The following is a 21,527-nucleotide window of genomic DNA, read 5'->3' on the forward strand; positions in this document are numbered from 1 at the left end:
AGGTGCGCCGGGACGGCACCGCCGTGAGCTGCGGCCCCACGTGACCGGCCGCGTGGACCCTCCACCGGCACGGGCGAGCGGCAGCGGACGTGCCGGGGTGCTCCGGGGGGCCTTGCGCTGCCGGCTCGCACCGGGCCGGGCCGTCGGCACGAATCCGGTCACGGATGCGTCATACGGAGGACGTCGAGCGCTTCGTCGAGCTGTTCCAGCGTGAGATCGCCCCGGTCCACGTGCCCTGCTTCCAGAACGGCCTCGCGGATGGTCTTCCGCTCCGCGAGGGACTTCTTGGCGACGGCCGCGGCGTTCTCGTACCCGATGTACTTGTTCAGCGGGGTGACGACCGACGGGGAGGACTCGGCGTACTCACGGGCACGCTCCTCGTCCGCCTCGATGCCGTCGACCGTGCGGTCCGCGAGCAGCCGCGAGACGTTGGCGAGCAGCCGGACCGACTCCAGCAGGTTCTTCGCGATGACGGGGAGCATCACGTTCAGCTCGAAGTTGCCCGCCGCTCCGGCCGCGGCGATCGTCGCGTCGTTGCCGGTGACCTGCGCCGCGACCATCAGGACGGCCTCGGGAATCACCGGGTTCACCTTCCCCGGCATGATCGAGGAGCCCGGCTGGAGGTCGGGGAGGGTGATCTCGGCCAGGCCGGTGCGGGGGCCGGAGGCCATCCAGCGGAGATCGTTCGTGATCTTGGTGAGGCTCACACCGACCGTACGGAGCTGCCCCGAGGTCTCCACGAGCGCGTCCCGCGCGCCCTGCGCCTCGAAGTGGTCGCGGGCCTCGGTCAGCGGCAGCCCGCTGGAGGCGGCGACCCGCTCGATGACGGCGGCGGCGAAGCCGGGCGGGGTGTTGATGCCCGTACCCACCGCCGTACCGCCCAGGGGCAGTTCGGCGAGCCGGGGCAGCGCGGACTCCAGGCGCTCGATGCCGTACCGCACCTGCGCCGCGTAGCCGCGGAACTCCTGCCCGAGGGTGACCGGCGTGGCGTCCATGAGGTGCGTGCGGCCCGACTTCACCACACCCGCGAACTCCTCCGCCTTGCGGCCCAGCGACTGTGCCAGGTGCTCCAGCGCCGGAATCAGGTCGCCCATGACCGCGGAGACCGCGGCGATGTGGATGGAGGAGGGGAAGACGTCGTTCGAGGACTGGCTGGCGTTGACGTGGTCGTTTGGGTGCACGGGTGCGCCCAGCCGCTCACTCGCGAGGGTCGCCACGACCTCGTTCATGTTCATGTTCGACGAGGTGCCGGAACCCGTCTGGAAGACGTCGACGGGGAACTCCTCGTCCCAGCGCCCCGTGACGACCTCCTCCGCCGCCGCGCGCACTGCCTCCGCCAACTCCGGCCGGAGGACGCCCAGTTCGCCGTTGACCTCGGCGGCTGCCGCCTTGATCCGGGCCAGGGCCCCGATGTGGGCGCGCTCGAGGCGCTGACCGCTGATCGGGAAGTTCCACACGGCGCGCTGCGTCTGTGCCCGCCACTTGGCGTCCGCGGGCACCCGCACTTCGCCCATCGAGTCCCGTTCGGTCCGGAACTCCGTGCTGTCGCTCATTCCTGCACCTCCGTACGGGGCAGCGTCCTCCACGCGGAAGGACATTCCCGGAGCGGGGCGTGTACCCCGCCCCGGTGCAGGCAGTGCTGCGCGCCGGTGCCGGACGCACGGGCAGACGCGCGCACGTGCGCACGGACAGACGGGCCGGCGGTGTTACGAGCCGGTGCGTACGGGGATCGAGGTGACGAAGGGCTGCGCGGGCCCGGGGTCTGTGAAGAAGTCGTTCCCCTTGTCGTCGACGACGACGAACGCGGGGAAGTCCTCCACCTCGATACGCCAGACCGCCTCCATGCCCAGCTCCTCGTACTCCAGGACCTCGACCTTCTTGATGCAGTCCTGCGCGAGCCGGGCCGCCGGGCCGCCGATGGAGCCGAGGTAGAAGCCGCCGTGAGCGGCGCACGCCTCGGTGACCTGGGGGCTGCGGTTGCCCTTGGCGAGCATGACCATCGAACCGCCCGCCGCCTGGAACTGGGCGACATAGGCGTCCATCCGCCCTGCCGTCGTCGGCCCGAAGGAGCCGGACGCGTAGCCCTCGGGCGTCTTGGCGGGGCCCGCGTAGTAGACGGGGTGGTCCTTGAGGTACTGCGGCATCTCCTCGCCCGCGTCGAGCCGTTCCTTGATCTTCGCGTGGGCGATGTCGCGGGCCACGACGAGCGTGCCGGTCAGCGAGAGCCGGGTCTTGACGGGGTGCTTCGACAGTTCGGCGAGGATCTCCGGCATGGGCCGGCCGAGGTCGATGCGCACGGCGTCGGTGTTGTCGGCGCCGGCGCCCTCCGTCAGCTGGTCCTCGGTCGTCTCCGGCAGGAACCGGGCGGGGTCCCGCTCCAGCTGCTCCAGGAAGACGCCCTCGGCGGTGATCTTCGCCTTGGCCTGCCGGTCGGCCGAGCAGGAGACGGCGATGGCGACCGGGCAGGACGCACCGTGCCGGGGCAGCCGCACGACCCGCACGTCGTGGCAGAAGTACTTGCCGCCGAACTGTGCGCCGATGCCGATCTTCTGCGTCAGCTCGAAGACCTGCTGTTCGAGCTCCTTGTCCCGGAACCCGTGGCCTGCGGGGGAACCCTCGGCGGGGAGCTCGTCGAGGTAGTGGGCAGAGGCGTACTTCGCGGTCTTCAGCGCGTACTCGGCGCTCGTACCGCCCACGACGATCGCCAGGTGGTACGGCGGGCACGCCGCCGTACCCAGGGAACGGATCTTCTCCTCCAGGAACTTCATCATGCTCGCCTCGTTGAGCACGGCCTTCGTCTCCTGGAAGAGGAAGGACTTGTTGGCGCTGCCGCCGCCCTTGGCCATGAAGAGGAACTTGTAGGCGTCGCCGTCGGTCGCGTACAGCTCGATCTGCGCGGGCAGGTTCGTGCCGGTGTTCTTCTCGTCCCACATGTTCAGCGGGGCCATCTGCGAATAGCGCAGGTTGAGCTGCGTGTAGGCGTCGTAGACGCCGCGGGAGAGGGCTTCCTCGTCGCCGCCGGCCGTGAGGACCTGCTGGCCGCGCTTGCCCATCACGATCGCCGTGCCGGTGTCCTGGCACATCGGGAGGACGCCGGCGGCGGCGATGTTCGCGTTCTTCAGCAGGTCGAGTGCGACGAAGCGGTCGTTGGCGCTCGCCTCCGGGTCGTCGAGGATGCGCCGCAGCTGTGCGAGGTGTTCCGGCCGAAGGTAGTGCGAGATGTCGTGCATGGCCTCGGCGGCGAGCTTGCGCAGCGCCTCCGGCTCGACCTGGAGGAAGGTGCGCCCGTCCGCCTCGAAGGTGCGGACGCCTTCCGCGGTCACGAGGCGGTACGGAGTGGGGTCCTCGCCCAGCGGAAGCAGGTCCGTGTAGGTGAAGTCCGGGCGGGACGAGCGGGGGCTGGCGGCCATCGGTGGAGTCTTCCTCTCGTACGGCTCTCGACTGCGGTGCACCTCCTTGGGTCCCCCGGGCCGGGCACGGGGGAGGAGCCAGGAGGAGAGCGCGTTGAACAGCGTAGAGCGCGCGGGCGGGCCCGTGGAGGTGAGGTCGGACTCAGCAGGACGGGCGGTACCGGTTCCGGCCACGGGTTAGGCCCTGTCTGACAAATCTCGCCTTGCTCGCGACGACTGGCACGCACATCCTCCCCCGCTTCGCGGGAGGTGCCCCCAGCGTTGTCGCATCGACCGAGTAGCCCACTACGAGGGCGATCCTCCGCCTTGCGGCTGCACGCACCATCCGTCGCGAGCACCGCCTGCGGCGGACGACGCCATTTGTCAGACAGGGCCTAGTCGCGATCTATCGCGTTTGGGTAGGCTGCTTCCGTGACTGATTCTCCGCTGGAAAAGAAGCCCGCGACCAGCCCCGAGGTCAAGGACGCCGCCCCGGCCGAAGTGGCCTCCGTGCGCGCCTCGGACGCAGACCGCGACCGTGTCGCGGACATCCTCCGCGAGGCGCTGGCGGAGGGCAGGCTCGACGCGGCGGAGCACTCGGACCGTATCGACGGGGTGTACGCCGCCAAGACGCTCGGCGAACTGGAGCCGCTGGTCCGCGACTTGCCACAGGGCCAGGGCCACGGCCCTGTGGCAAGTCGCGGCGCCGCCGCACACACCCCCGCCCCCGCATACGCGCCCGACGCGGGCTCCGCGTGCGGCCCGAAGGACAACCTCGTCGCCATCTTCAGCGGCTCCTCACGGAAGGGCCGCTACCGCGCCCCGCGCAAGATCAACGCTTTCGCCTGCTTCGGCGGCATCGAGATCGACCTGACCGAGGCCGTCTTCGAGCAGCAGCATCTGCTGATCAACGCGACGGCGATCTTCGGCGGCATCGACATCCGCGTCCCGGAGAACGTCACGCTCCGGCAGAAGGGCGCCGGGATATTCGGCGGCTTCGACGTGCGGACCGCCGAGGCGGACGATCCCAGCGCGCCGGTGGTGCTGGTGCAGGGTGCGGCGATCTTCGGCGGCGTCGACGCGAAGCCGAAACGCGGGAAGCTGCTGCGTGATCTCCGTGACCGGCTGCGCAAGGACCTTTGAGGGCAACTCCGAACCCTGCAAAGGGAGTTGAACGGGCCGACGGCAAGGCGCCACGAGAGGGTGCCGGGGCAGCTCACCGAACAGTGACCGCACGCATTCCTACGGTATGCATACCGGTGCGTACAGCGGGTAGAGCTGGGGCATCGTCTCTCGTACGGCGGCAGCGCGAACTGCCGTGCGCAGCAAGTCGGGGTGTAGTGAACCCACCGTCGTCTCGTCAGGAGTAGACCGTGCTGCAACCGCCGCATCAGTCCCTTCAGGCTGCCGCCCCCGTCCCCGCGCAGCGTGGCTCTGCGCGCGAGGACGAGGCGGGGCCCTGGCACTCGGAGGCAGTCTGCCGCCGGGATGAGGCGGGACTCTTCTTCGCTCCCTCGAAGGAGCCCACAGCGGCGCGGCTCTCCCGCGAGCAGGCCGCGAAGCGCGTCTGTGCCAGGTGCCCGGTGATGGTCGAGTGCCGCGAGCACGCCCTGGTGCTGCCCGAGCCGTACGGCGTGTGGGGCGGACTCACAGCGGCGGAGCGCCGTGTGGTCCTGGCCCGTCGCCGGCGGCGTGAGGCCGCCGCCGCGGCCGGGGACGCCGGACAGGTCTCGCGCATCGCCTGAGCGCACCCCGCGCTCGCCGCCCCTGGGCCCACACCGTCCGGGGGCTCCTTGCAGGTCGCACCGCAACCCGCGCACCGTGCGGACGCCCCTGCCGGGTTCACGTGTCCGCAACATGCCCCCGGCAGACTCCCGGCGCATGAGGATCGAGCAGGTCGCATGGGAGCACCCTGACGCCGTCGCACTGCGTGCCCGGCAGCGGGCCGAGATCGCCGAGAGGTACGGCACCCCGGACAGCGAGCCCGGTACGGCTCCGTCGGCGGTGGACATCCGTGTGTTCTCCGTGGCCTACGCGGACGGCGACGGCGAGTACGGCGCGCGTGCCGTCGGCTGCGGAGGAGTCCGCGACCTCGGAGACGGCGTGGGCGAGATCAAGCGCATGTACGTCGACCCGCCCTGGCGCGGTTCGGGCACGGCGCTGCTGCTCCTGCGCGCGCTGGAGGACTGGGCGCGTGAGCAGGGATGGAGGAGCCTCCGCCTGGAGACCGGCGACCGCCAGCCCGACGCCGTCCGCTTCTACACCCGCTCCGGGTACGAGCGGATCCCCAACTTCGGCGCGTACGCCGGCCTGGAGCGCTCCTGGTGCTTCGAGCGGTCGCTCCACGACCCCCCTGCCCGGCATGCCCCGCCGCGGGATCCCCGAGGCTCCCGGCGGCGGGACGCGGTGTAGCGAGAGGGGCCGGTCAGCGGGCGCGGTCGAAGTCGACGGAGCTGTACGCGCGCAGCTTGGACAACTTGTGGGTCGAGTCGATCATCCGGATCGTCCCGGACTTCGACCGCATCACCAGTGATTCGGTGTACGCCCTCTCGCCCCGGTAGTGCACGCCCCGCAGGAGATCGCCGTCCGTGATGCCGGTGGCCACGAAGAAGACGTTCTCGCCGCTGACCAGGTCCTCCGTGTGCAGCACGCGGTCCAGGTCGTGTCCGGCGTCGAGAGCGCGCTGCCGCTCCTCGTCGTCCGTCGGCCACAGCATGCCCTGGATGGTGCCGCCGAGGCACTTGATCGCGCAGGCGGCGATGATGCCCTCGGGGGTGCCTCCGACCCCGAGCAGCATGTCGACGCCGGTGCCCTCGCGTACGGCCATGATCGCCCCGGCCACGTCGCCGTCCGAGATGAACTTGATGCGGGCGCCCGACTCCCGGATCTCCTTGACGATGCCGTCGTGGCGCGGGCGGTCGAGGACGACGACCGTGACGTCGTCCGGAGTGCAGCCCTTCGCCTTGGCGATGCGGCGCACGTTGACCGCGGGCGGCGCGGTGATGTCGACGAACTCCGCCGCGTCGGGACCGGTGACCAGCTTGTTCATGTAGAAGACGGCGCTCGGGTCGAACATCGTGCCCCGCTCGGCTACGGCCAGCACGGAGACGGCGTTCGCCATGCCCTTGGCCGTCAGCGTCGTGCCGTCCACGGGGTCCACCGCGACGTCGCACTCGGGCCCCGTGCCGTCGCCGACCCGTTCGCCGTTGAAGAGCATCGGCGCTTCGTCCTTCTCGCCCTCCCCGATGACGACGACGCCGTTCATCGAGACGGTGGAGACAAGGGTGCGCATGGCCTTCACCGCGGCACCGTCCGCGCCGTTCTTGTCGCCGCGGCCCACCCAGCGGCCCGACGCCATCGCCCCGGCCTCGGTGACCCGGACGAGTTCCAGTGCGAGGTTGCGGTCGGGAGCCTCGGGACTGACGTCGAGCGGGGAGGGGAGGTGCTGATGATCGGTCATCGGGGCACACCTTTCTGCTCGGCTGGGCGTCTGCCGGGCTACTGAGGGTGTCTACGAGGGTACCCAGCATCCGTCAGAGTGAGCAGAGGGCCCCACGGATGAGCGCCCGCAGCCGCCCGCGTCGGCGGACGTCCGACCCGTCGTCCGGGCCGTCCCCGCCGTACGAGACGATGGGGACGTGGCAGCAGAAGCAGACAAGCGGCAAGGCAGGCGGACGGTGCGGGGCATGGTGCCCTCGCTCGCCGTCGTCCTGCTGGCGGCGGGGTTCATCTACCTCTTCGTCCCGCACGACGAGGACATCGACCCGGTCAAGCGCGTCGGCTACCGCGTCGAGCTGGAGTCGGCACGTCGCGCCGCCCCCTATCCCGTGCTGGCTCCGGAAGGACTGCCGAAGAGCTGGCGGGCCACCTCGGTGAGGTACGAGGGCGACCCGTCCCGGAGCGCCACCTGGCACCTGGGCTTCGTCACGCCGGACACCCAGTACGCGGCGATCGAGCAGAGCGACGCGGCACGCCCGGAGCGGTACGTGGCGGACGTCACGCAGGGTGCGCGCCGGACCGGCGGGACGAGCCGCGTCGGCGGTGTGGAGTGGACGCGTTACGAGGGTGAGAAGTACGACGCGCTCGTCCGCGAAGTCGGCGCGGCCGGGGACGGGAAGGGCGCCGCCGGCGAGGCGGGCAAGGGCGGGACGGACAAGGGCGACGCGGGCGAGGACGGGCGGAGGAACGGCGGCGCGGGCCACACCGTCGTCGTCACCGGCACGGCTTCCTTCGAGCAACTCGGCCGGCTCGCCGCCGCCTTGAGCGACGGCGGCGGGAGCGGCTCGCGCTGACCAGCCGGAACCGTTCCGCTCCGCGCGGACGGCCCCGTGCGCCTGCTACAGCGTCGTGCACACGTCCTCGTACGGCAGCCGCGGGGAACGCGGCCTGTACGCGTCCTCACCGGGCTTGCCGATGTTCACCACGAGCAGCGACTTCTGCTTGCCGTCGCCGAAGAACTCCTTGTCGACGCCGTCCCGGTCGAAGCCGCTCATCGGACCGGCGGCCAGCCCGGCCGCCCGGATCCCGAGGATGAAGTACCCGGCCTGCAGCGTGGCGTTGAAGGTGCCGTGCGCCTCCCGGGTCTCCGCCTCGGCGAAGAAGGTGTCCTTCAACCCGGGTGCGCGCGGAAGCAGTTCAGGCAGCCGCTCGTGGAACTCGAGGTCGACGGAGAGCACGGCGGTGAGCGGCGCGCCGGACGTCTTGGGCCGGTTGCCCTCCGACATGTGCTGCACCAGGCGCGCACGCGCCTCGGGGGAGCGGACGAGAGTGATCCGCAGCGGCGACTGATTGAACGCTGTCGGGGCGTACTTCACCATCTCGTACACCTCCCGCATCTGCTCGTCGGACACGGGCTCGTCGGCGAACGTGTGCGCCGTGTGCGCCTCACGGAAGAGCAGGTCCTGGGCGGCGGGATCGAGGGCGACTGTCATGTGCGGAAGCCTTGCCTTTGCGCGCGGTTGTTCGAGTACGGACGGTCCACCGTAAGCGGGAACCGTCCGCCGCTTCCATCGGGCCGGGACACCTCGCCCGGCGTCGCCCTGCCGGCGTGTGGCCGCCCCGACCGGATCAGTCCCGCTCGTCGGCGCCTTCCGCACCGGCCGAGTCCGCCGCGGAGAGGCCGGCTCCGGGCTCCTCGAATTCCTCGTCGGCCGCTGCCTCCGCCTCCAGCACCGCATCCAGCCGGGCGCGGGCGCCCTCCAGCCACTCCCTGCAGACCCGTGCCAGCTCCTCGCCGCGCTCCCACAGCGCCAGCGAGTCCTCCAGCGACGTGCCGCCCGCCTCCAACTGCTGGACGACGCGGACGAGTTCGCCACGTGCCTGCTCGTAGCTGAGCGCGGACAGCGCGTTCCCGGCGTCCGCCGCCGCGGCGGCCGGTTCCGGCCCGCTGCCGGGAGTCGTGTCCGAGGTCGTCTCCGAGGTCATGGGGCCACCCTAAGCGCGCGGACCGACAGTCACGCCGAACTCCCCCTCGGCGACCCTGGCCCGGAGCTCGTCCCCTTCGCGGATCTCCTCCGGCGTACGGATCACCGTGCCGTCCTCGCGCTGAAGCACCGCGTATCCCCGCTCGAGCGTCGCCGCCGGGGAGAGTGCCAGCACCCGCGCCCGCGTGTGCGTCAACTCGTCCTCGGCGCGCTCCAGACGGTGCCCCAGCGTGCGGCGGGCGCGCTCCAGCAGGTGGGCGACCTCCGCCCGGCGTTCCTCCACCATCGCGTGCGGATCGGCCATCGCGGGCCGGCTCATCACGTCGGTCAGGCCGCGGTGCTCGCGCTCCAGCACGGCGTTGATCACGCGGTAGGCCCGCGCCCGCAGCTCCCGCACCCGCTCGTGCTCCTCGCCGACGTCCGGCACGGCGTCCTTCGCCGCGTGGGTGGGCGTACGCGAGCGCAGGTCGGCCACCAGGTCCAGCAGCGGGGAGTCCGCCTCGTGCCCGATGGCCGAGACGACGGGCGTACGGCAGCCGGCGACCGTACGCACCAGCTGCTCGTCGGAGAAGGGCAGCAGATCCTCCATGCTCCCCCCGCCGCGCGTCACGATGATCACGTCCACCCCGGGGTGGGCGTCCAGCTCCCGCACGGCTTCGACGACCTGCGGCACCGCCCGTACGCCCTGCACCGCCGTGTGCCGCACCTCGAACCGGACGGCGGGCCACCGTTCGCGGGCGGTGTGCAGCACGTCCCGCTCGGCGTCGGAGGCGCGCCCCGTGATCAGCCCGATCCGGTGCGGGAGAAAGGGCAGCGGGCGTTTGCGCTCCGCCGCGAACAACCCCTCGGCCGCCAGCGACTTCTTCAGCTGTTCGAGACGTGCCAGGAGTTCGCCCATGCCGACGGGACGTATGTCGGCGGCCCGCAGGGACAAGGTGCCACCCCGCCCGTACCAGACGGGCTTGGCGTGCACGACCACGCGCGAGCCCTCACCGACGACGTCCTTGACGCGGTCGAAGACCTCGCGGAAGCAGGTGACGCTGATCGAGACGTCCCGCGAGGGGTCGCGCAGCGTGAGGAACGCCATGCCCGCACCCGGCCGCGGTGAGAGCTGGATGATCTGCCCCTCGACCCACACCGCTCCGAGCCGGTCGATCCACCCGCCGATCAGCCGGGAGATCTCACCGACCGGAACCGGAGCTTCGGGGGAGGTGATGAGAGCCATACGACGACACTAATGGCCGCCGAGGACACCCCGGTTCCCCTGCCGCTCCCGGGCCGCGACCAGGAGCGGTCCGTCCCGGTCGTCCCGCTGAGGGGTGTTGCGCACCGTCAACCGCGCGCTGGGCGGCTCGCCCTTACGATGGGACGCATGTCTGCAACGCCCTCCCGCCAGTCCGCCACAGACGCCCCCGACGAACGCCGCCGTGTCCTGCTCGCCGCGCCCCGTGGCTACTGCGCAGGGGTCGACCGGGCCGTCATCGCTGTCGAACAGGCCCTCGAACAGTACGGCGCCCCGGTCTACGTGCGCCACGAGATCGTGCACAACAAGTACGTGGTGAAGACCCTGGAGAAGAAGGGCGCGATCTTCGTCGAGGAGACGGGCGAGGTGCCCGAGGGAGAGATCGTCATCTTCTCGGCGCACGGAGTTGCGCCCGAGGTCCACAAGGAGGCGGAGCGCGGGAAGTTGGCGACGATCGACGCCACGTGCCCGCTGGTGACGAAGGTGCACAAGGAGGCCGTGCGCTTCGCCAAGGAGGACTACGACATTCTCCTGATCGGCCACGAGGGCCACGAGGAGGTCATCGGCACCAGCGGCGAGGCGCCCGAGCACATCACCCTCGTCGACGGACCGGACGACGTGGAGAACGTCGAGGTCCGCGACCCCGAGAAGGTCGTGTGGCTCTCCCAGACCACGCTCTCGGTCGACGAGACGATGGAGACCGTCGACGCACTCAAGGGCCGCTACCCGAACCTCCTCTCGCCGCCGAGCGACGACATCTGCTACGCGACGCAGAACCGCCAGACGGCCATCAAACAGGTGGCGCGCGACGCCGACTTCGTCCTCGTCGTCGGCTCCAGGAACTCCTCGAACTCCGTGCGTCTCGTGGAGACCGCCATCGCCCACGGTGCCCGCGACGGACGTCTGATCGACAACGCGGACGAGATCGACGAGGCGTGGCTCGAAGGCGTGACGACGGTCGGTCTCTCCTCCGGCGCCTCCGTCCCGGACGTACTGGTCGACGGCGTACTGGAGTGGCTGTCCGAGCGCGGCTGGGAGGACGTGGAGCTCGTCCAGCCGGTCGAGGAGCGCATGCAGTTCTCCCTGCCCAAGGAGCTGCGCCGTGATCTGCGCGCGGAGGCGGCAGCCCGCAGGACGGGCTGACACGGGGACGGACCCGCTGACGACGGCTGAGGGCCGGCTGCCCGATCGGGCAGCCGGCCCTCAGCTCATGTGCGGCGCCGGTCAGGCGATCTCGTCGGCCTCTGCCTCTTCCTGCGCCTTCGACAGAGCACGCAGGCGCGACCGCTGAACGACCAGCCCGGCCTTCCGCACGAGTGCGACGAGTCCCGCCAGCAGCGTGCCCGCGTAGAGCCAGACCGCGTTGACGGCCAGTGCGGGGAAGAGGCTCGTCAGGTGCTGCATGAAGCCCTGCGTGCCCGGCCCCCCGCTGATGAAGAGGAGCCCGGCGGTGAACGCCAGGGGGGCGGCCACGGGCGCCGTCCACAGATCGGCGGGGCGCACCCAGCCAGCGCACACCACGGTGGTCACGAGGAAGGCACCGCCGTAGAAGGTCACGGAGCCGCCGAACAGCAGCCTGTCCGTCCCGCCGGCGATCAGCATCAGCAGCACAGCGAGGGTTCCGACGCCGAGAGCCGTGAGCCGGGCGCGGGGCAGCCAGGAGAGGGCGTCGGTCAGCCTGGCCGGAACGAGGGGGAAGCGCAGTTGCGCGTGGTAGAGGGCAGCTGCTTCCGCTCCGGCATCGCCGCCGCCGCGGCGCCGGGCTCTCTGCGAGGCGGCTGCGGGCGGCTGTGCGGGAGCGAGCGGCGAGCCCCCGGGTGCGGCCGGAGCTGCTGCCGCTGCCGCGGCCCGCGGCTTGGCCCCCTTCCGGCGGCGTGCACGCTCCCCCTGCTCCTGACCCTGCGTCGGACTGTTCCCCTGCCCCTGCGCCTGACCGGGGCCTTTGCGGCCCGTATGTGCGCTGTGCTGCTGTTCCACGGCTCCAACGTAGGCGGCGTCACCGCCCTACAGCGGGGACGGACACGCGTTGGCCGTCAGTTCGAGCCGTAGACTGGTGGACCGGCCCGGTCACCGGGCCAGGTCCGGAAGCCCCTGACCGGCGGCGCGGCCCCAGGCCCAGACCGGACTCTCCCAGTCCCATCACCGCCTCATACTCGCTACGGGAAGTCGCCACGTGTCGCTCACGATCGGAATCGTCGGCCTGCCGAATGTCGGAAAGTCGACCCTCTTCAACGCCCTGACCAAGAACGAGGTGCTGGCGGCCAACTATCCGTTCGCCACGATCGAGCCGAACGTCGGCGTGGTCGGAGTGCCGGATCCACGGCTGCAGACGCTCGCCGAACTCTTCAAGTCGGAGAAGGTGCTGCCCGCCACGGTCGACTTCGTCGACATCGCCGGGATCGTACGCGGGGCGAGCGAGGGTGAGGGCCTGGGCAACAAGTTCCTGGCGAACATCCGTGAGTCCGACGCCATCTGCCAGGTCATCCGTGCCTTCCAGGACGACAACGTCGTGCACGTCGACGGCAAGATCTCGCCGAAGGACGACATCGAGACGATCAACACCGAGCTGATCCTCGCCGACCTGCAGACCATCGAGAAGGTGCTGCCGCGGCTGGAGAAGGAAGCCCGGGTCAAGAAGGACAAACAGCCCCAGGTCAAGGCCGTGCAGGAGGCCAAGGAACTCCTGGAACAGGGCCGCACCCTCTTCTCGGCGGGCCTGGCCCAGGGCAGTGAGCAGGCGGCGCCGCTGCACGAGCTGCACCTGCTGACGACGAAGCCGTTCATCTATGTCTTCAACGTGGACGAGGACGAGCTCACCGACGAGTCCTTCAAGGAGGACCAGCGCGCTCTCGTCGCTCCCGCCGAGGCCGTCTTCCTCAACGCCAAACTGGAGGCCGACCTCGCCGAACTGGACGAGGACGAGGCGCTGGAGCTGCTGCAGACGGTGGGCCAGGAGGAGCCCGGACTCGCCACGCTCGCCCACGTCGGATTCAACACCCTCGGTCTGCAGACGTACCTCACGGCCGGTCCGAAGGAGGCCCGCGCCTGGACGATCAAGAAGGGTGCGACGGCTCCCGAGGCCGCCGGTGTCATCCACACCGACTTCCAGCGCGGCTTCATCAAGGCGGAGATCGTCTCCTTCGAGGAGCTGGTCGAGGCCGGCTCGGTCGCGGAGGCCCGCGCCAAGGGCAAGGCCCGCATGGAGGGCAAGGACTACGTGATGCGCGACGGCGACGTGGTGGAGTTCCGCTTCAACGTCTAGCCGTAGGCGTCGCACCACCTCGCGGATCTGGCAAACATGCAGGTCAGATGGGGTCGCGTGCATCCGTGCGCGACCCTATAGTGTTTCCCGTGCTGGATCGGTGCTGGGTATTCTGACTTCCCGTCACCTGTTGTCTCCCCTGGTCATCCGTACCGTGCTGAATCGATGCTGGCTGTTGGCCATGTGAGCTTCGACGCCAGGTGGGGCATCAGTTGGTGTCGGGAGGGGGACTTGGACCGATACCCCACGGATTACACCGATCACGACAGAACTGGAATTGCCATAGCCGCTGGATTGCGCCCCGGGCGAATCCGACTGCATCGACACGGGGTCGCCCCTTGAACCGGTGGTTTCTGCCGCCACCGAGTTCCGCGGCGCCGCCAGGGTGGTGGTGCTCGATGAACGCATCGGAAGCCCCTCCGCCCTGTGATGCACAGCGGGATCGCGACCTGATGGAAGCGAACGTGATGGGAACAAGGCATTTCCCGAAGGAAGCGTTGTGAGTTTGAGTTCGAGCTGAGGTCCGGGATGGGTGTGCGCCGATCGTCGCAAGCTGTGGCTGCGTACCGCGGCCCGGGGCGTCCAATCGTGACAAGCGGCTTCCCGTGCATACGAATGCTGGAATGACGCGAATCGCCGCTGTTCACGGATGTCAGCACGCCATCAATATGTCCAGAGTGAGATCACCGAGGCTCTCCCCGTCGCCGCCCCATCGATCGATGCGCGGCTCGTCGAACGCCTCGGCCTGCAGCCCGACGGGCAACGCCTCCCACTGTTCGGGCTGGGCTGACCAGGTGCGCCTCCCCCAAGGGGCGGCGTAGGTGCGTGATCCGTAGAACCGGAAGGGACGTGTCGCGCCTGTCGGGATAGCCTCGGGTCGGGGTTTGTCGTGGTCGGCCACGAAGCCGTGGTGAGCGAGGGGGAGTTGTGCCTCATCCAGTTCAGGTCAAGAACCTGCGCAAGAAGCTGACCGAGCGGTTCAGGCCGCTGATCCCCATGAAGGATGTCGCCGGGCACCCAACGGAAGAGCAGATGTTCCTCAGCCGTGCGGTTGCCGCGCTGGCCGTCCAGATGGTGACAGAAAGGACGGACGAGGAGGCGGCTCAAGCGATCACGGACTGCGGCAAGGACGAAGGCATTGACGCCGTCGCCGTGCAGGGCCGGGAGATCGTAGTCGTCCAAGCCAAGTGGCACGACAAGGGGAACGCCGGCTTCGGCAAGCACGATGTCTCTGCCGTGGTGGACGGACTGCAGTACCTCTTCAATCGCGACTTCGAGCAGCTCGGCCCCAAGATGCCCCCGCACGTCGCCGATCTCACCACCGCCCTCTCTGCGCAGCGCCCACGGGTGACCCTCGTACTCGCACTGGTGACCGGCACCGAGCTGCACCCCAACGCCAGAGAGCGCCTCGTCGAGAAGATCCGGGCGCTGCACAAGCGAAACCCCGAGCTGGTCAGTCTGGAGATCATTGATCTGCCTGCCATGTACCAGGCCATCCTCGGGGAGAAGGCCCAGCGCAAAGTCGACCTCGATATCGAGCTGGCCAGTCCGGGACGGTTGGAGAAGCCCTTTCCCATCTACTACGGCACCGTCCCTGCCTCAACGGTCGCCGACTGGTACGCGGGCGAGAACGGCGACGCGCTCACGGCCCGCAACGTGCGCGATGCCCTGGACGACAGCGAGGTCAATTCGACCCTTCGGGACTCCTTGATCCGTAAGCCCGAGCATTTCCTGTACCTCAACAGCGGGATCACCCTCGTATGCGATCAGGCCGGACCCAAGGGTGTGGATCCGCCTGACCGATGGGCGCCCATCGGTTTGCACCTCGAAGGCGCCAGCGTGATCAACGGAGCCCAGACCGGGGACGCAGTATGTGCGGTGACGAAGTCCCACCCGGACCGTGTGGCACAGGCAAAGGTGATGGTCCGCATCATTTCACTGGAGGACTGCCCCGAGGACTTTGGGGACCAGATCACCATCGCGGCCAACACCCAGAACCCCATCGAGGCACGAGACTTGAGGTCCGTACAGCAGGAACAGACTGACCTGCGCGAGGACTTCCAGCTGTCCTTGGACCTGACCTACTCAGTCAAGCGGGGCGAGGCCGAGCCCGAGCGGCACGAGGGCTGCACCATGGAGACGGCGGCGCTCGCTCTCGCCGCCGTTCATCCTGACTCTGCTTTCGCGGCCGAGGCGAAGCGGAATCCGTCGCTGCTTTGGGGGAAGGCCAACTACCAGAAGATCTTCGGTTCACTGCCAACCGCCCACCGGGTGTGGCGCTGCGTCAATCTGTTCTGGGCCGTGGGCGACGCCCTGGACGGGCTCAGCGAAATCGACGGCAGGTCAAGCCGTCGCGTGGCGCAGGTGGCCGAGCATGCCCAGTTCATCCTCACTCATATTCTGTTTCACACCATGGAAGCGGTCGATCTGGACGACGAGGACCTCGAAGCGGCGTGGCGGGAACGGCTGTTCCAGGTTCCGGAACGGGTGCAGCAAGCAGCGGCGCACCTGGTCGACGTCATCGACGCGGCGTACGGACGGACCAGTCAGGTCGCCAAGGCCGTCACCTTGCCCGAGCGGGCCAGGGACGTGGTCAGCCGCCTCATTGATCTTCTGGCCGTGGGCGAGGAGGCTGAACCTGCTGCGACACCAACGGCCGTGACGCCGCCCGAGGCCGAGGCGGTGGTCGGAGCCGAGTCAACGGCAACGGCCGAGCCCACGTCCACTGCCCGTGAGGATCTCCTCCTGCGGCCGACGGTCGGCGGGCGCAGTACGCGTGCGGTCACCACGATCTTCACGCTGGGCCTCATCGAAGAGGGCACGCGGTTCGAGTTGCGGCCCGACACCGAGGCCGAGCACAGGAGCCTGCCGCGCTGGGTCCAGGAGGATCCGCGGCGTGGAAGGGCGGTTTGGCAGAACAGCAAGAGTCAGCCCCTGCTGTGGGAGGCGGACGGCCAGGCGTATTCACCATCCGGTTTGGTGCGCCGCATCCGCCGCGAGGCGATGGGCAACGACCAGCAGGTGCAAGGGCCGAAGTACTGGGTTGGCCCGGACGGACGTTCCCTGGTACAGATCGCCGAGGACGGTGGCGCAGAGACGGAGGAAGACGCCGCGGACTGAGGCCGGCGGTCTCGTGACCGGCCCCTGGCCACTGAAGGGGCGCGGAGCGGAGAGGACCCGTTCCGCGCTGGCCTACTCTTGGGCGGTGCCACCGGGGCTGCGGTGGACGACGTGAACTTGGGTAAGACGGGACAAGGCGGGCGCAATCGCGATGGCTGACGAACAGCTGGGCTTTGACATGCCTGGGCGAAATGACGGGATGTCAGGGGCGTCTCGGGAATCCGGAAATCGGAGGAAGTGGGATGAGGAGGTCACGGGCAAAGTGAGAAGGGAGGAAACCTCCGAGGAGGGCGCGGGACCGCGCCAGCTCCAGGACGACGAGGTCTTCGACTTCATTTCCGGCGACAAGGTGGTGAAGCTCACCGAGGCCGAGGAGGTGCGGCAGCGCATCGCGAAGGTACTCGTCTACCAGTACGGCATCGCCCCGACCGATATGGAGCGTGACTTCCCGATCCCGGTACTGAACCCGGAGACCGGCCGTAGGACGCGTCGCCGGGCGAGCATCGCGATTTTCAAGCCCGACGCGAAGCACGAGCGCGAGAACATCCGCCGGATCGTCATCACCAAGCCCCGCCCCAAGGACAGCCGCACCGTTTCCAAGATCCGCACGTTCGCGCACGCCAACGAGCAGGTCGAAGAAGTCGCCAACATGATGTTCGGGGCCGGGCCTGAGTGCCAGTACGGCATGTGGACGGACGACAAAGACCTGTACTTCATCCAGCGCGACCCGCACCGGATCGAGGATGAGTACCTGCCGATGCTGAACTGGCCGCGCGGCGACGCGACCCAGTTCGACGCACAGGGTGACCGCTCCTCTCTCAGTCTGATGCGCCGTGCCGATGAGACGATGCTCCGGTTCGCCTTCCGCCGCTGCCACGACTACATCCACGGGAACGAGGGTCTGCCCAAGGACGCCGCGTTCTGGCAGCTCCTCTACGTCCTGTTCGCCAAGATGTACGACGAGGAGCGGGTACGCGAGAGAGGCCAGGACGCCTCGCGCTTCTACGTCGACTCCTCCGACCTGAGGCTCCTCGCCAGCAGGGACACGGGAAGCCCCGAGGTCGCCCGGCGGGTCAAGGAACTCTTCGATGAGGTCAAGAACGACTACGCCGCACAGAACCAGTTCAGCCAGCACGACCGGCTAACTCTCAACGACGCCGCGCTCACCTTCATCACCAGTGAACTTTCCACGTACACCCTGCACGGCACTTCACTGGATGCGCTGGGCACCGCCTACCAGGAACTCGTCGGCGACAATCTGCGCGGGGACCGGGGCCAGTATTTCACCCCGAACGTCGCCACTCGGTTCATGGTCGAACTGCTCGACCCACAGCGCGACGAAACCGTTCTCGACCCATGCTGCGGTACCGGCGGCTTCCTCCGCGAGACCCTGCTGCATGTGCTGCACCGGGACTTTCTGCCGGACTTCGGGCGAGGGCTGCCCGTGCACGAGAAGGCCCGCCTGGAGACCCAGCGTCGCCCGAATCTGGCGGAGTACGCCCGAGAGCGGATCTTCGGCATGGACTTCGATCCCTTCCTAACCCGCGCCGCCTCCTTCGGCGTGATGATGCTGACCGGTGTCAAGGGCAACACCTTCCAGGTGGACTCCCTCCAGTTCCCCCGCATGGGGAAGCACATGCCGGGCTATGCCGCCGCCATGGAACGCCGGGACCGCGTCGAACCCGGTCAGGTCGACGTCCTGTTCACCAACCCGCCCTTCGGCACGGACATCCCGGTGACCGGACCGGTCCTGGACCTGTTCCGCAAAGAGGAGTCGGGCATGGAGAAGGAAGCGAGCATCGCTTACGGCTGGGGCAGGGCAGCAGACGGCTCGCTCAAGCGCGGCAAGGAGGCCACGTCCGTCCCGCCGGAGCGGCTGTTCGTACAGAAGGCCGTCGAGTGGGTCAGGCCCGGTGGCCGGATCGGCATCGTCCTGCCCAACGGCATTCTCTCCAACCCGGGTCCCGACGACGAGGCGGTGCGGCAATACATCCTCGACGAGTGCTGGGTGATGGCCAGCGTCGAACTCCCCGTGGAGCCCTTCGTGTGGGGCGCCGGCGTCAACATCCTCACCACGCTGCTGTTCCTGCGGAGGAAGACCGACCGGGAGAAGGTCGAGGATCGGTTGCACGACAACTCCGTCGACTACCCCGTGTTCATGGCCGTTGCTGAGAAGGTCGGCCACGATCGGCGCGGCAACCGGTTGTGGGTGCGGAACGCCCGGGGCGAGTACGAGTGGCACGAGGAGGAAGAGGATGACGAGATCCTCATCAAGAACGTCTCGGTGACACGGCGGATCACGCGGCGGAACAAGATCAGTGACAACGACCTGATGGACCTTCGGGATCGGCCTACTTACCATGACCGGCCCAACGTCATTGACAAGTACCACGAGTTTCTGAAGGATCACGGGCATGAACTCCCCTGGGCAAAGGGGGAGAAGGCGTGAAGGTCGCCGAACGGGGCAACCCCGCCAGGCGGGAATGGCTCAGCAGGCAGGGGTTGCGACTGGACGCGAAGCCCTACCTGTCGGGGTCGTTCGCGACCCACCGGCTGCTGGAACAGCTGCCGGTGGAGAAGGTTCCGCTGAAGGAGGTCACGGCGGGTCACGCCGGGGGTCTCTACAATGGACCGCAGTTCAGGCGGGTGTACCTCAACGACCCTGAGCACAGCGTGCCGTTCGTGGGCAGCAAGGACATGCTGGTCGCCGACTTCAGCGCATTGCCGCGGTTGCGAAAGGCCGACGCCGAGACACGGCAGTTGAGTTACCTGAGACTGGAGCCCGGCATGACGCTGATCTCTTGCTCGGGGTTCAACGCCGGGCGGCGGTCCTACGCCCGCCCGGACATGGCCGGTTACTGGTCTTCGCAGGACGTAATCAAGGTCGTACCGGACACCCAGAGGATCGGGGCGGGATACCTGCACGCCTTCCTCGCCAGCCGGTTCGGGGAAGCGCTGGTCAGGGGGACGGTGTACGGCTCGGCCGTCAAGCACATCGAGCCCCACCACATCGAGGACCTTCCTGTGCCGCGCTTCGGGGACGCGGTGGAGAAGGAGATCGACGAACTCGTCCAGGAGGCGGCCGAGTTGCGGGCCGAGTTCCAGGCAGACCTCGACGCGGCGACGCGAGATCTGTTCCGGACGGCGGGGATCGAGGATCTACTGGACCTGCGGTGGCATGCAGAAGGGCGGGATCTCGGGTTCGCGCAGAGCGGGATTTCGGCGACGAGCCTGCGGGCGCTCAACTTCCAACCACGAGCGCGGGAGATTCTGAAGCGGTTGTCATCCGTGGAGCATGTGACGTTGGGGGAGGTTTGTGCGGGGGGCCGGTTGCGAACCGGCAAGCGGTTCAGGCGTGTTGAGGCCAGTCCTGAATATGGTGTCCGATTGATCGGGCAGCGGCAATCATTCTGGATTCGACCAGAAGGGCGCTGGATCAGCGCCGATCAGGCACCTGATGACATCCTGCAGCAGGATGAAACGGTCCTTGTGGCTGCTCACGGCACACTGGGCGAAAACGAGGTGTACGGGCGGTCGGTTATGGTCACGGGTTCGTGGTTGGAGCACGCGTTCAGTCAGGACTTCGTGCGTGTCGTCAGTGGCGACTCCGCCTTCCCTGGCGCCTACCTGTTCGCGTTCTTCCGCTCAGAGGCCGCGTTCCGCGTTCTGCGCTCCATGAGCGTCGGGGGGAAGCAGCAGGAGTATCACACCACGCTGCTCCGCGAAATCCCCGTCCCCGTCCTGACCGAGGCCGACCGTGACCGCATCACAGCCACCGTCCGCTCTGCCTACAAGAAGCGGGACGAGGCCGATCGTAAGGAGGATTGCGCCCTCGCCAAGCTGGAGGAGGCCGTCACCTCCGAAGCGTGACCAGGACCCTATCCCGCAACTGCCTTACAGCGAGTTGTCCTTCACGCCCTCGACGAATCGCTGCCACGCGCCGTCGCGGAGCATGAGGACCGGACCGGAGGTGTTCTTGCTGTCGCGGACGGGGACCGTTCCGGGACAGCTGTCCGCGATCTCGAGGCAAGCGTCCCCGTCCTGGGGCCCGCTGTAGGAGGATTTGCGCCAGCGGGCGGTGCTCAGATCCGGGGTTGCTCACATCGCTCGAACTTCTCCATCATCGTTTCGATCAACGCCGCAGGCTTTCTTGTGATCGTACTCTCGCACACACCACTTGACGGTTTCCTTGTCGTCGAAGACCTCTCCTTTCCTGGGACCCTTCCTGGTACACGGTGGCCGAGTTGTCCGGGAGCGTGAGCAGGAGAGCGTGCCGCTCATCGGGGCGCAGTGCTTGCTTCGAACGTAGCGACCTGGATGGTTGTCGTGGAGGTTGTTCACCAACGGCAGCAGCGCCGCGAGCTGCTCGCACATCACTGCCGGACGCCCACGGCCTGTCGGAGAGCTCCTTCCCCGAGAATCCACCAGAAGTCCGGTGGGCAGTCTCGACGGAGGATCTCCTGGCGACCCAGGCGGGCCGCCACCAGGTCGTCGATCTCCCCGGGGCTCCTTCCCGGCTCGCCTTCGGTGAACCGCGCCCGCATGTACGCCTCGGTCTGGAGAAGTCCGGGGATGATGCTCGCGCCGAACTCCTGAACCCGCGCGGCCTTCGCCTCCAGCTCCAAACAGCGGTCGAACCGCCGGGGATTGTGCTCCTGCTTGAGGAAGCCCACACCCCCTGGAACAACTCGCCCGTCCCGAAGGACAGATCCAGCTTCTCCGGAAATGGCGGCAGCGGCAACCGCTCCGCGATCTCCACACCGTGCAGATGCGTCCTGCTGTATTTGACGATATCCGACAGCCATTCCAGGGAGAACCCGGCGAGCTGGCGCTGGCGGCGGAGTTCGGCACCGCACAGATCGCGTGCGGAGCGGGCGGGGGTGAGTTCGCGGGGGTGTGCTGCCATGGATGGTGCTCCCTTGCCGTGTTGAAGTGCGTTCCGCGTCCCTGTCGGAGGCGGGTTTCCCCTGCGCACGGTATCCACGGACGGTGACGCTGAGGGGTGCGAACAGTAAAGGCGTCAGGAGGCGTCCTTGACATCCTGTCCGGCACCTCGGCCCCACCCCTCGAGCCAACTTGCCCATGACACA

At 68.6% G+C, this 21,527-nt stretch carries 18 protein-coding genes; 9 read left to right on the top strand and 9 right to left on the bottom strand.

Annotation, left to right across the window (positions count from 1 at the left end):
* Nucleotides 1-158 precede the first annotated feature (158 nt).
* Nucleotides 159-1,553: a class II fumarate hydratase gene (locus ACFPA8_RS05015; protein WP_386442896.1), complete on the bottom strand. Its 1,395-nt coding sequence runs from the start codon at nt 1,551-1,553 to the stop codon at nt 159-161.
* A 153-nt stretch (nt 1,554-1,706) separates the two neighbouring features.
* Entirely contained in the window at nt 1,707-3,410 is a 1,704-nt protein-coding gene (locus ACFPA8_RS05020) for a fumarate hydratase (RefSeq protein ID WP_386442898.1), read from the bottom strand.
* Between the two features lie 411 nt (nt 3,411-3,821).
* Between ACFPA8_RS05020 and ACFPA8_RS05025 the strand changes: the two genes are divergently transcribed.
* From ACFPA8_RS05025 to ACFPA8_RS05035, 3 genes are all read left to right on the top strand, one after another.
* Nucleotides 3,822-4,532: a DUF1707 SHOCT-like domain-containing protein gene (locus ACFPA8_RS05025; RefSeq protein WP_386442901.1), complete on the top strand. Its 711-nt coding sequence runs from the start codon at nt 3,822-3,824 to the stop codon at nt 4,530-4,532.
* Between the two features lie 230 nt (nt 4,533-4,762).
* Nucleotides 4,763-5,134: a WhiB family transcriptional regulator gene (locus ACFPA8_RS05030; protein WP_045862824.1), complete on the top strand. Its 372-nt coding sequence runs from the start codon at nt 4,763-4,765 to the stop codon at nt 5,132-5,134.
* Nucleotides 5,135-5,270: 136 nt separating this feature from the next.
* A complete protein-coding gene (locus ACFPA8_RS05035; RefSeq protein WP_386442904.1) occupies nt 5,271-5,801 on the top strand; it encodes a GNAT family N-acetyltransferase in 531 nt (176 codons plus the stop codon).
* Nucleotides 5,802-5,814: 13 nt separating this feature from the next.
* On the opposite strand, the gene glpX is transcribed toward ACFPA8_RS05035, so the two are convergent.
* Nucleotides 5,815-6,849, bottom strand: a complete 1,035-nt coding sequence (gene glpX, locus ACFPA8_RS05040; protein WP_386442907.1) for a class II fructose-bisphosphatase — start codon at nt 6,847-6,849, stop codon at nt 5,815-5,817.
* 178 nt (nt 6,850-7,027) lie between these two features.
* On the opposite strand from glpX, the gene ACFPA8_RS05045 reads away from it, so the two are divergent.
* Entirely contained in the window at nt 7,028-7,681 is a 654-nt protein-coding gene (locus ACFPA8_RS05045) for a DUF4245 domain-containing protein (RefSeq protein WP_386442910.1), read from the top strand.
* A gap of 45 nt (nt 7,682-7,726) precedes the next feature.
* On the opposite strand, the gene ACFPA8_RS05050 is transcribed toward ACFPA8_RS05045, so the two are convergent.
* The 3 genes from ACFPA8_RS05050 to xseA all read right to left on the bottom strand — a co-directional run bounded on the left by ACFPA8_RS05050 (nt 7,727) and on the right by xseA (nt 10,037).
* The gene (locus ACFPA8_RS05050) at nt 7,727-8,320 is read right to left on the bottom strand and encodes a malonic semialdehyde reductase (RefSeq protein WP_386442913.1); all 594 of its coding nucleotides are present in this window, start codon (nt 8,318-8,320) and stop codon (nt 7,727-7,729) included.
* Between the two features lie 136 nt (nt 8,321-8,456).
* Nucleotides 8,457-8,813 (bottom strand): exodeoxyribonuclease VII small subunit, encoded by a 357-nt coding sequence (locus ACFPA8_RS05055; RefSeq protein WP_386442916.1) that lies wholly within the window; start codon nt 8,811-8,813, stop codon nt 8,457-8,459.
* 9 nt (nt 8,814-8,822) lie between these two features.
* A complete protein-coding gene (xseA, locus tag ACFPA8_RS05060; RefSeq protein ID WP_386442918.1) occupies nt 8,823-10,037 on the bottom strand; it encodes an exodeoxyribonuclease VII large subunit in 1,215 nt (404 codons plus the stop codon).
* Between the two features lie 138 nt (nt 10,038-10,175).
* Between xseA and ACFPA8_RS05065 the strand changes: the two genes are divergently transcribed.
* Nucleotides 10,176-11,198, top strand: a complete 1,023-nt coding sequence (locus ACFPA8_RS05065) for a 4-hydroxy-3-methylbut-2-enyl diphosphate reductase (protein ID WP_386442921.1) — start codon at nt 10,176-10,178, stop codon at nt 11,196-11,198.
* A gap of 81 nt (nt 11,199-11,279) precedes the next feature.
* Here the strand turns inward: ACFPA8_RS05065 and ACFPA8_RS05070 are convergent, their stop codons facing one another.
* A complete protein-coding gene (locus tag ACFPA8_RS05070) occupies nt 11,280-12,032 on the bottom strand; it encodes a DUF6542 domain-containing protein (protein WP_386442924.1) in 753 nt (250 codons plus the stop codon).
* Nucleotides 12,033-12,228: 196 nt separating this feature from the next.
* Between ACFPA8_RS05070 and ychF the strand changes: the two genes are divergently transcribed.
* From ychF to mads5, 4 genes are all read left to right on the top strand, one after another.
* Complete coding sequence (gene ychF, locus ACFPA8_RS05075; protein ID WP_386442927.1) at nt 12,229-13,317, top strand: redox-regulated ATPase YchF; 1,089 nt, start codon at nt 12,229-12,231, stop codon at nt 13,315-13,317.
* A gap of 927 nt (nt 13,318-14,244) precedes the next feature.
* A complete protein-coding gene (locus ACFPA8_RS05080) occupies nt 14,245-16,437 on the top strand; it encodes an AIPR family protein (RefSeq protein WP_386442930.1) in 2,193 nt (730 codons plus the stop codon).
* A 262-nt stretch (nt 16,438-16,699) separates the two neighbouring features.
* Nucleotides 16,700-18,886 carry a methylation-associated defense system DNA methyltransferase MAD2 gene (mads2, locus tag ACFPA8_RS05085; protein ID WP_386442932.1) on the top strand — a complete coding sequence of 729 codons (2,187 nt, stop codon included), beginning with the start codon at nt 16,700-16,702 and terminating at the stop codon, nt 18,884-18,886.
* A complete protein-coding gene (gene mads5 / locus ACFPA8_RS05090; RefSeq protein ID WP_386442934.1) occupies nt 18,883-20,307 on the top strand; it encodes a methylation-associated defense system restriction endonuclease subunit S MAD5 in 1,425 nt (474 codons plus the stop codon). The genes mads2 and mads5 overlap by 4 nt, the downstream gene beginning before the upstream one ends.
* A 24-nt stretch (nt 20,308-20,331) precedes the next feature.
* Here the strand turns inward: mads5 and ACFPA8_RS05095 are convergent, their stop codons facing one another.
* Together ACFPA8_RS05095 and ACFPA8_RS05100 are read right to left on the bottom strand one after the other, a co-directional pair.
* Nucleotides 20,332-20,523 (bottom strand): DUF397 domain-containing protein, encoded by a 192-nt coding sequence (locus ACFPA8_RS05095; protein ID WP_386444619.1) that lies wholly within the window; start codon nt 20,521-20,523, stop codon nt 20,332-20,334.
* Nucleotides 20,524-20,810: 287 nt separating this feature from the next.
* Entirely contained in the window at nt 20,811-21,110 is a 300-nt protein-coding gene (locus ACFPA8_RS05100) for a Scr1 family TA system antitoxin-like transcriptional regulator (RefSeq protein ID WP_386442936.1), read from the bottom strand.
* Nucleotides 21,111-21,527 lie beyond the last annotated feature (417 nt).

Source organism: Streptomyces ovatisporus, from assembly GCF_042653885.1.
In the GTDB taxonomy this organism is placed as follows: domain Bacteria; phylum Actinomycetota; class Actinomycetes; order Streptomycetales; family Streptomycetaceae; genus Streptomyces; species Streptomyces ovatisporus.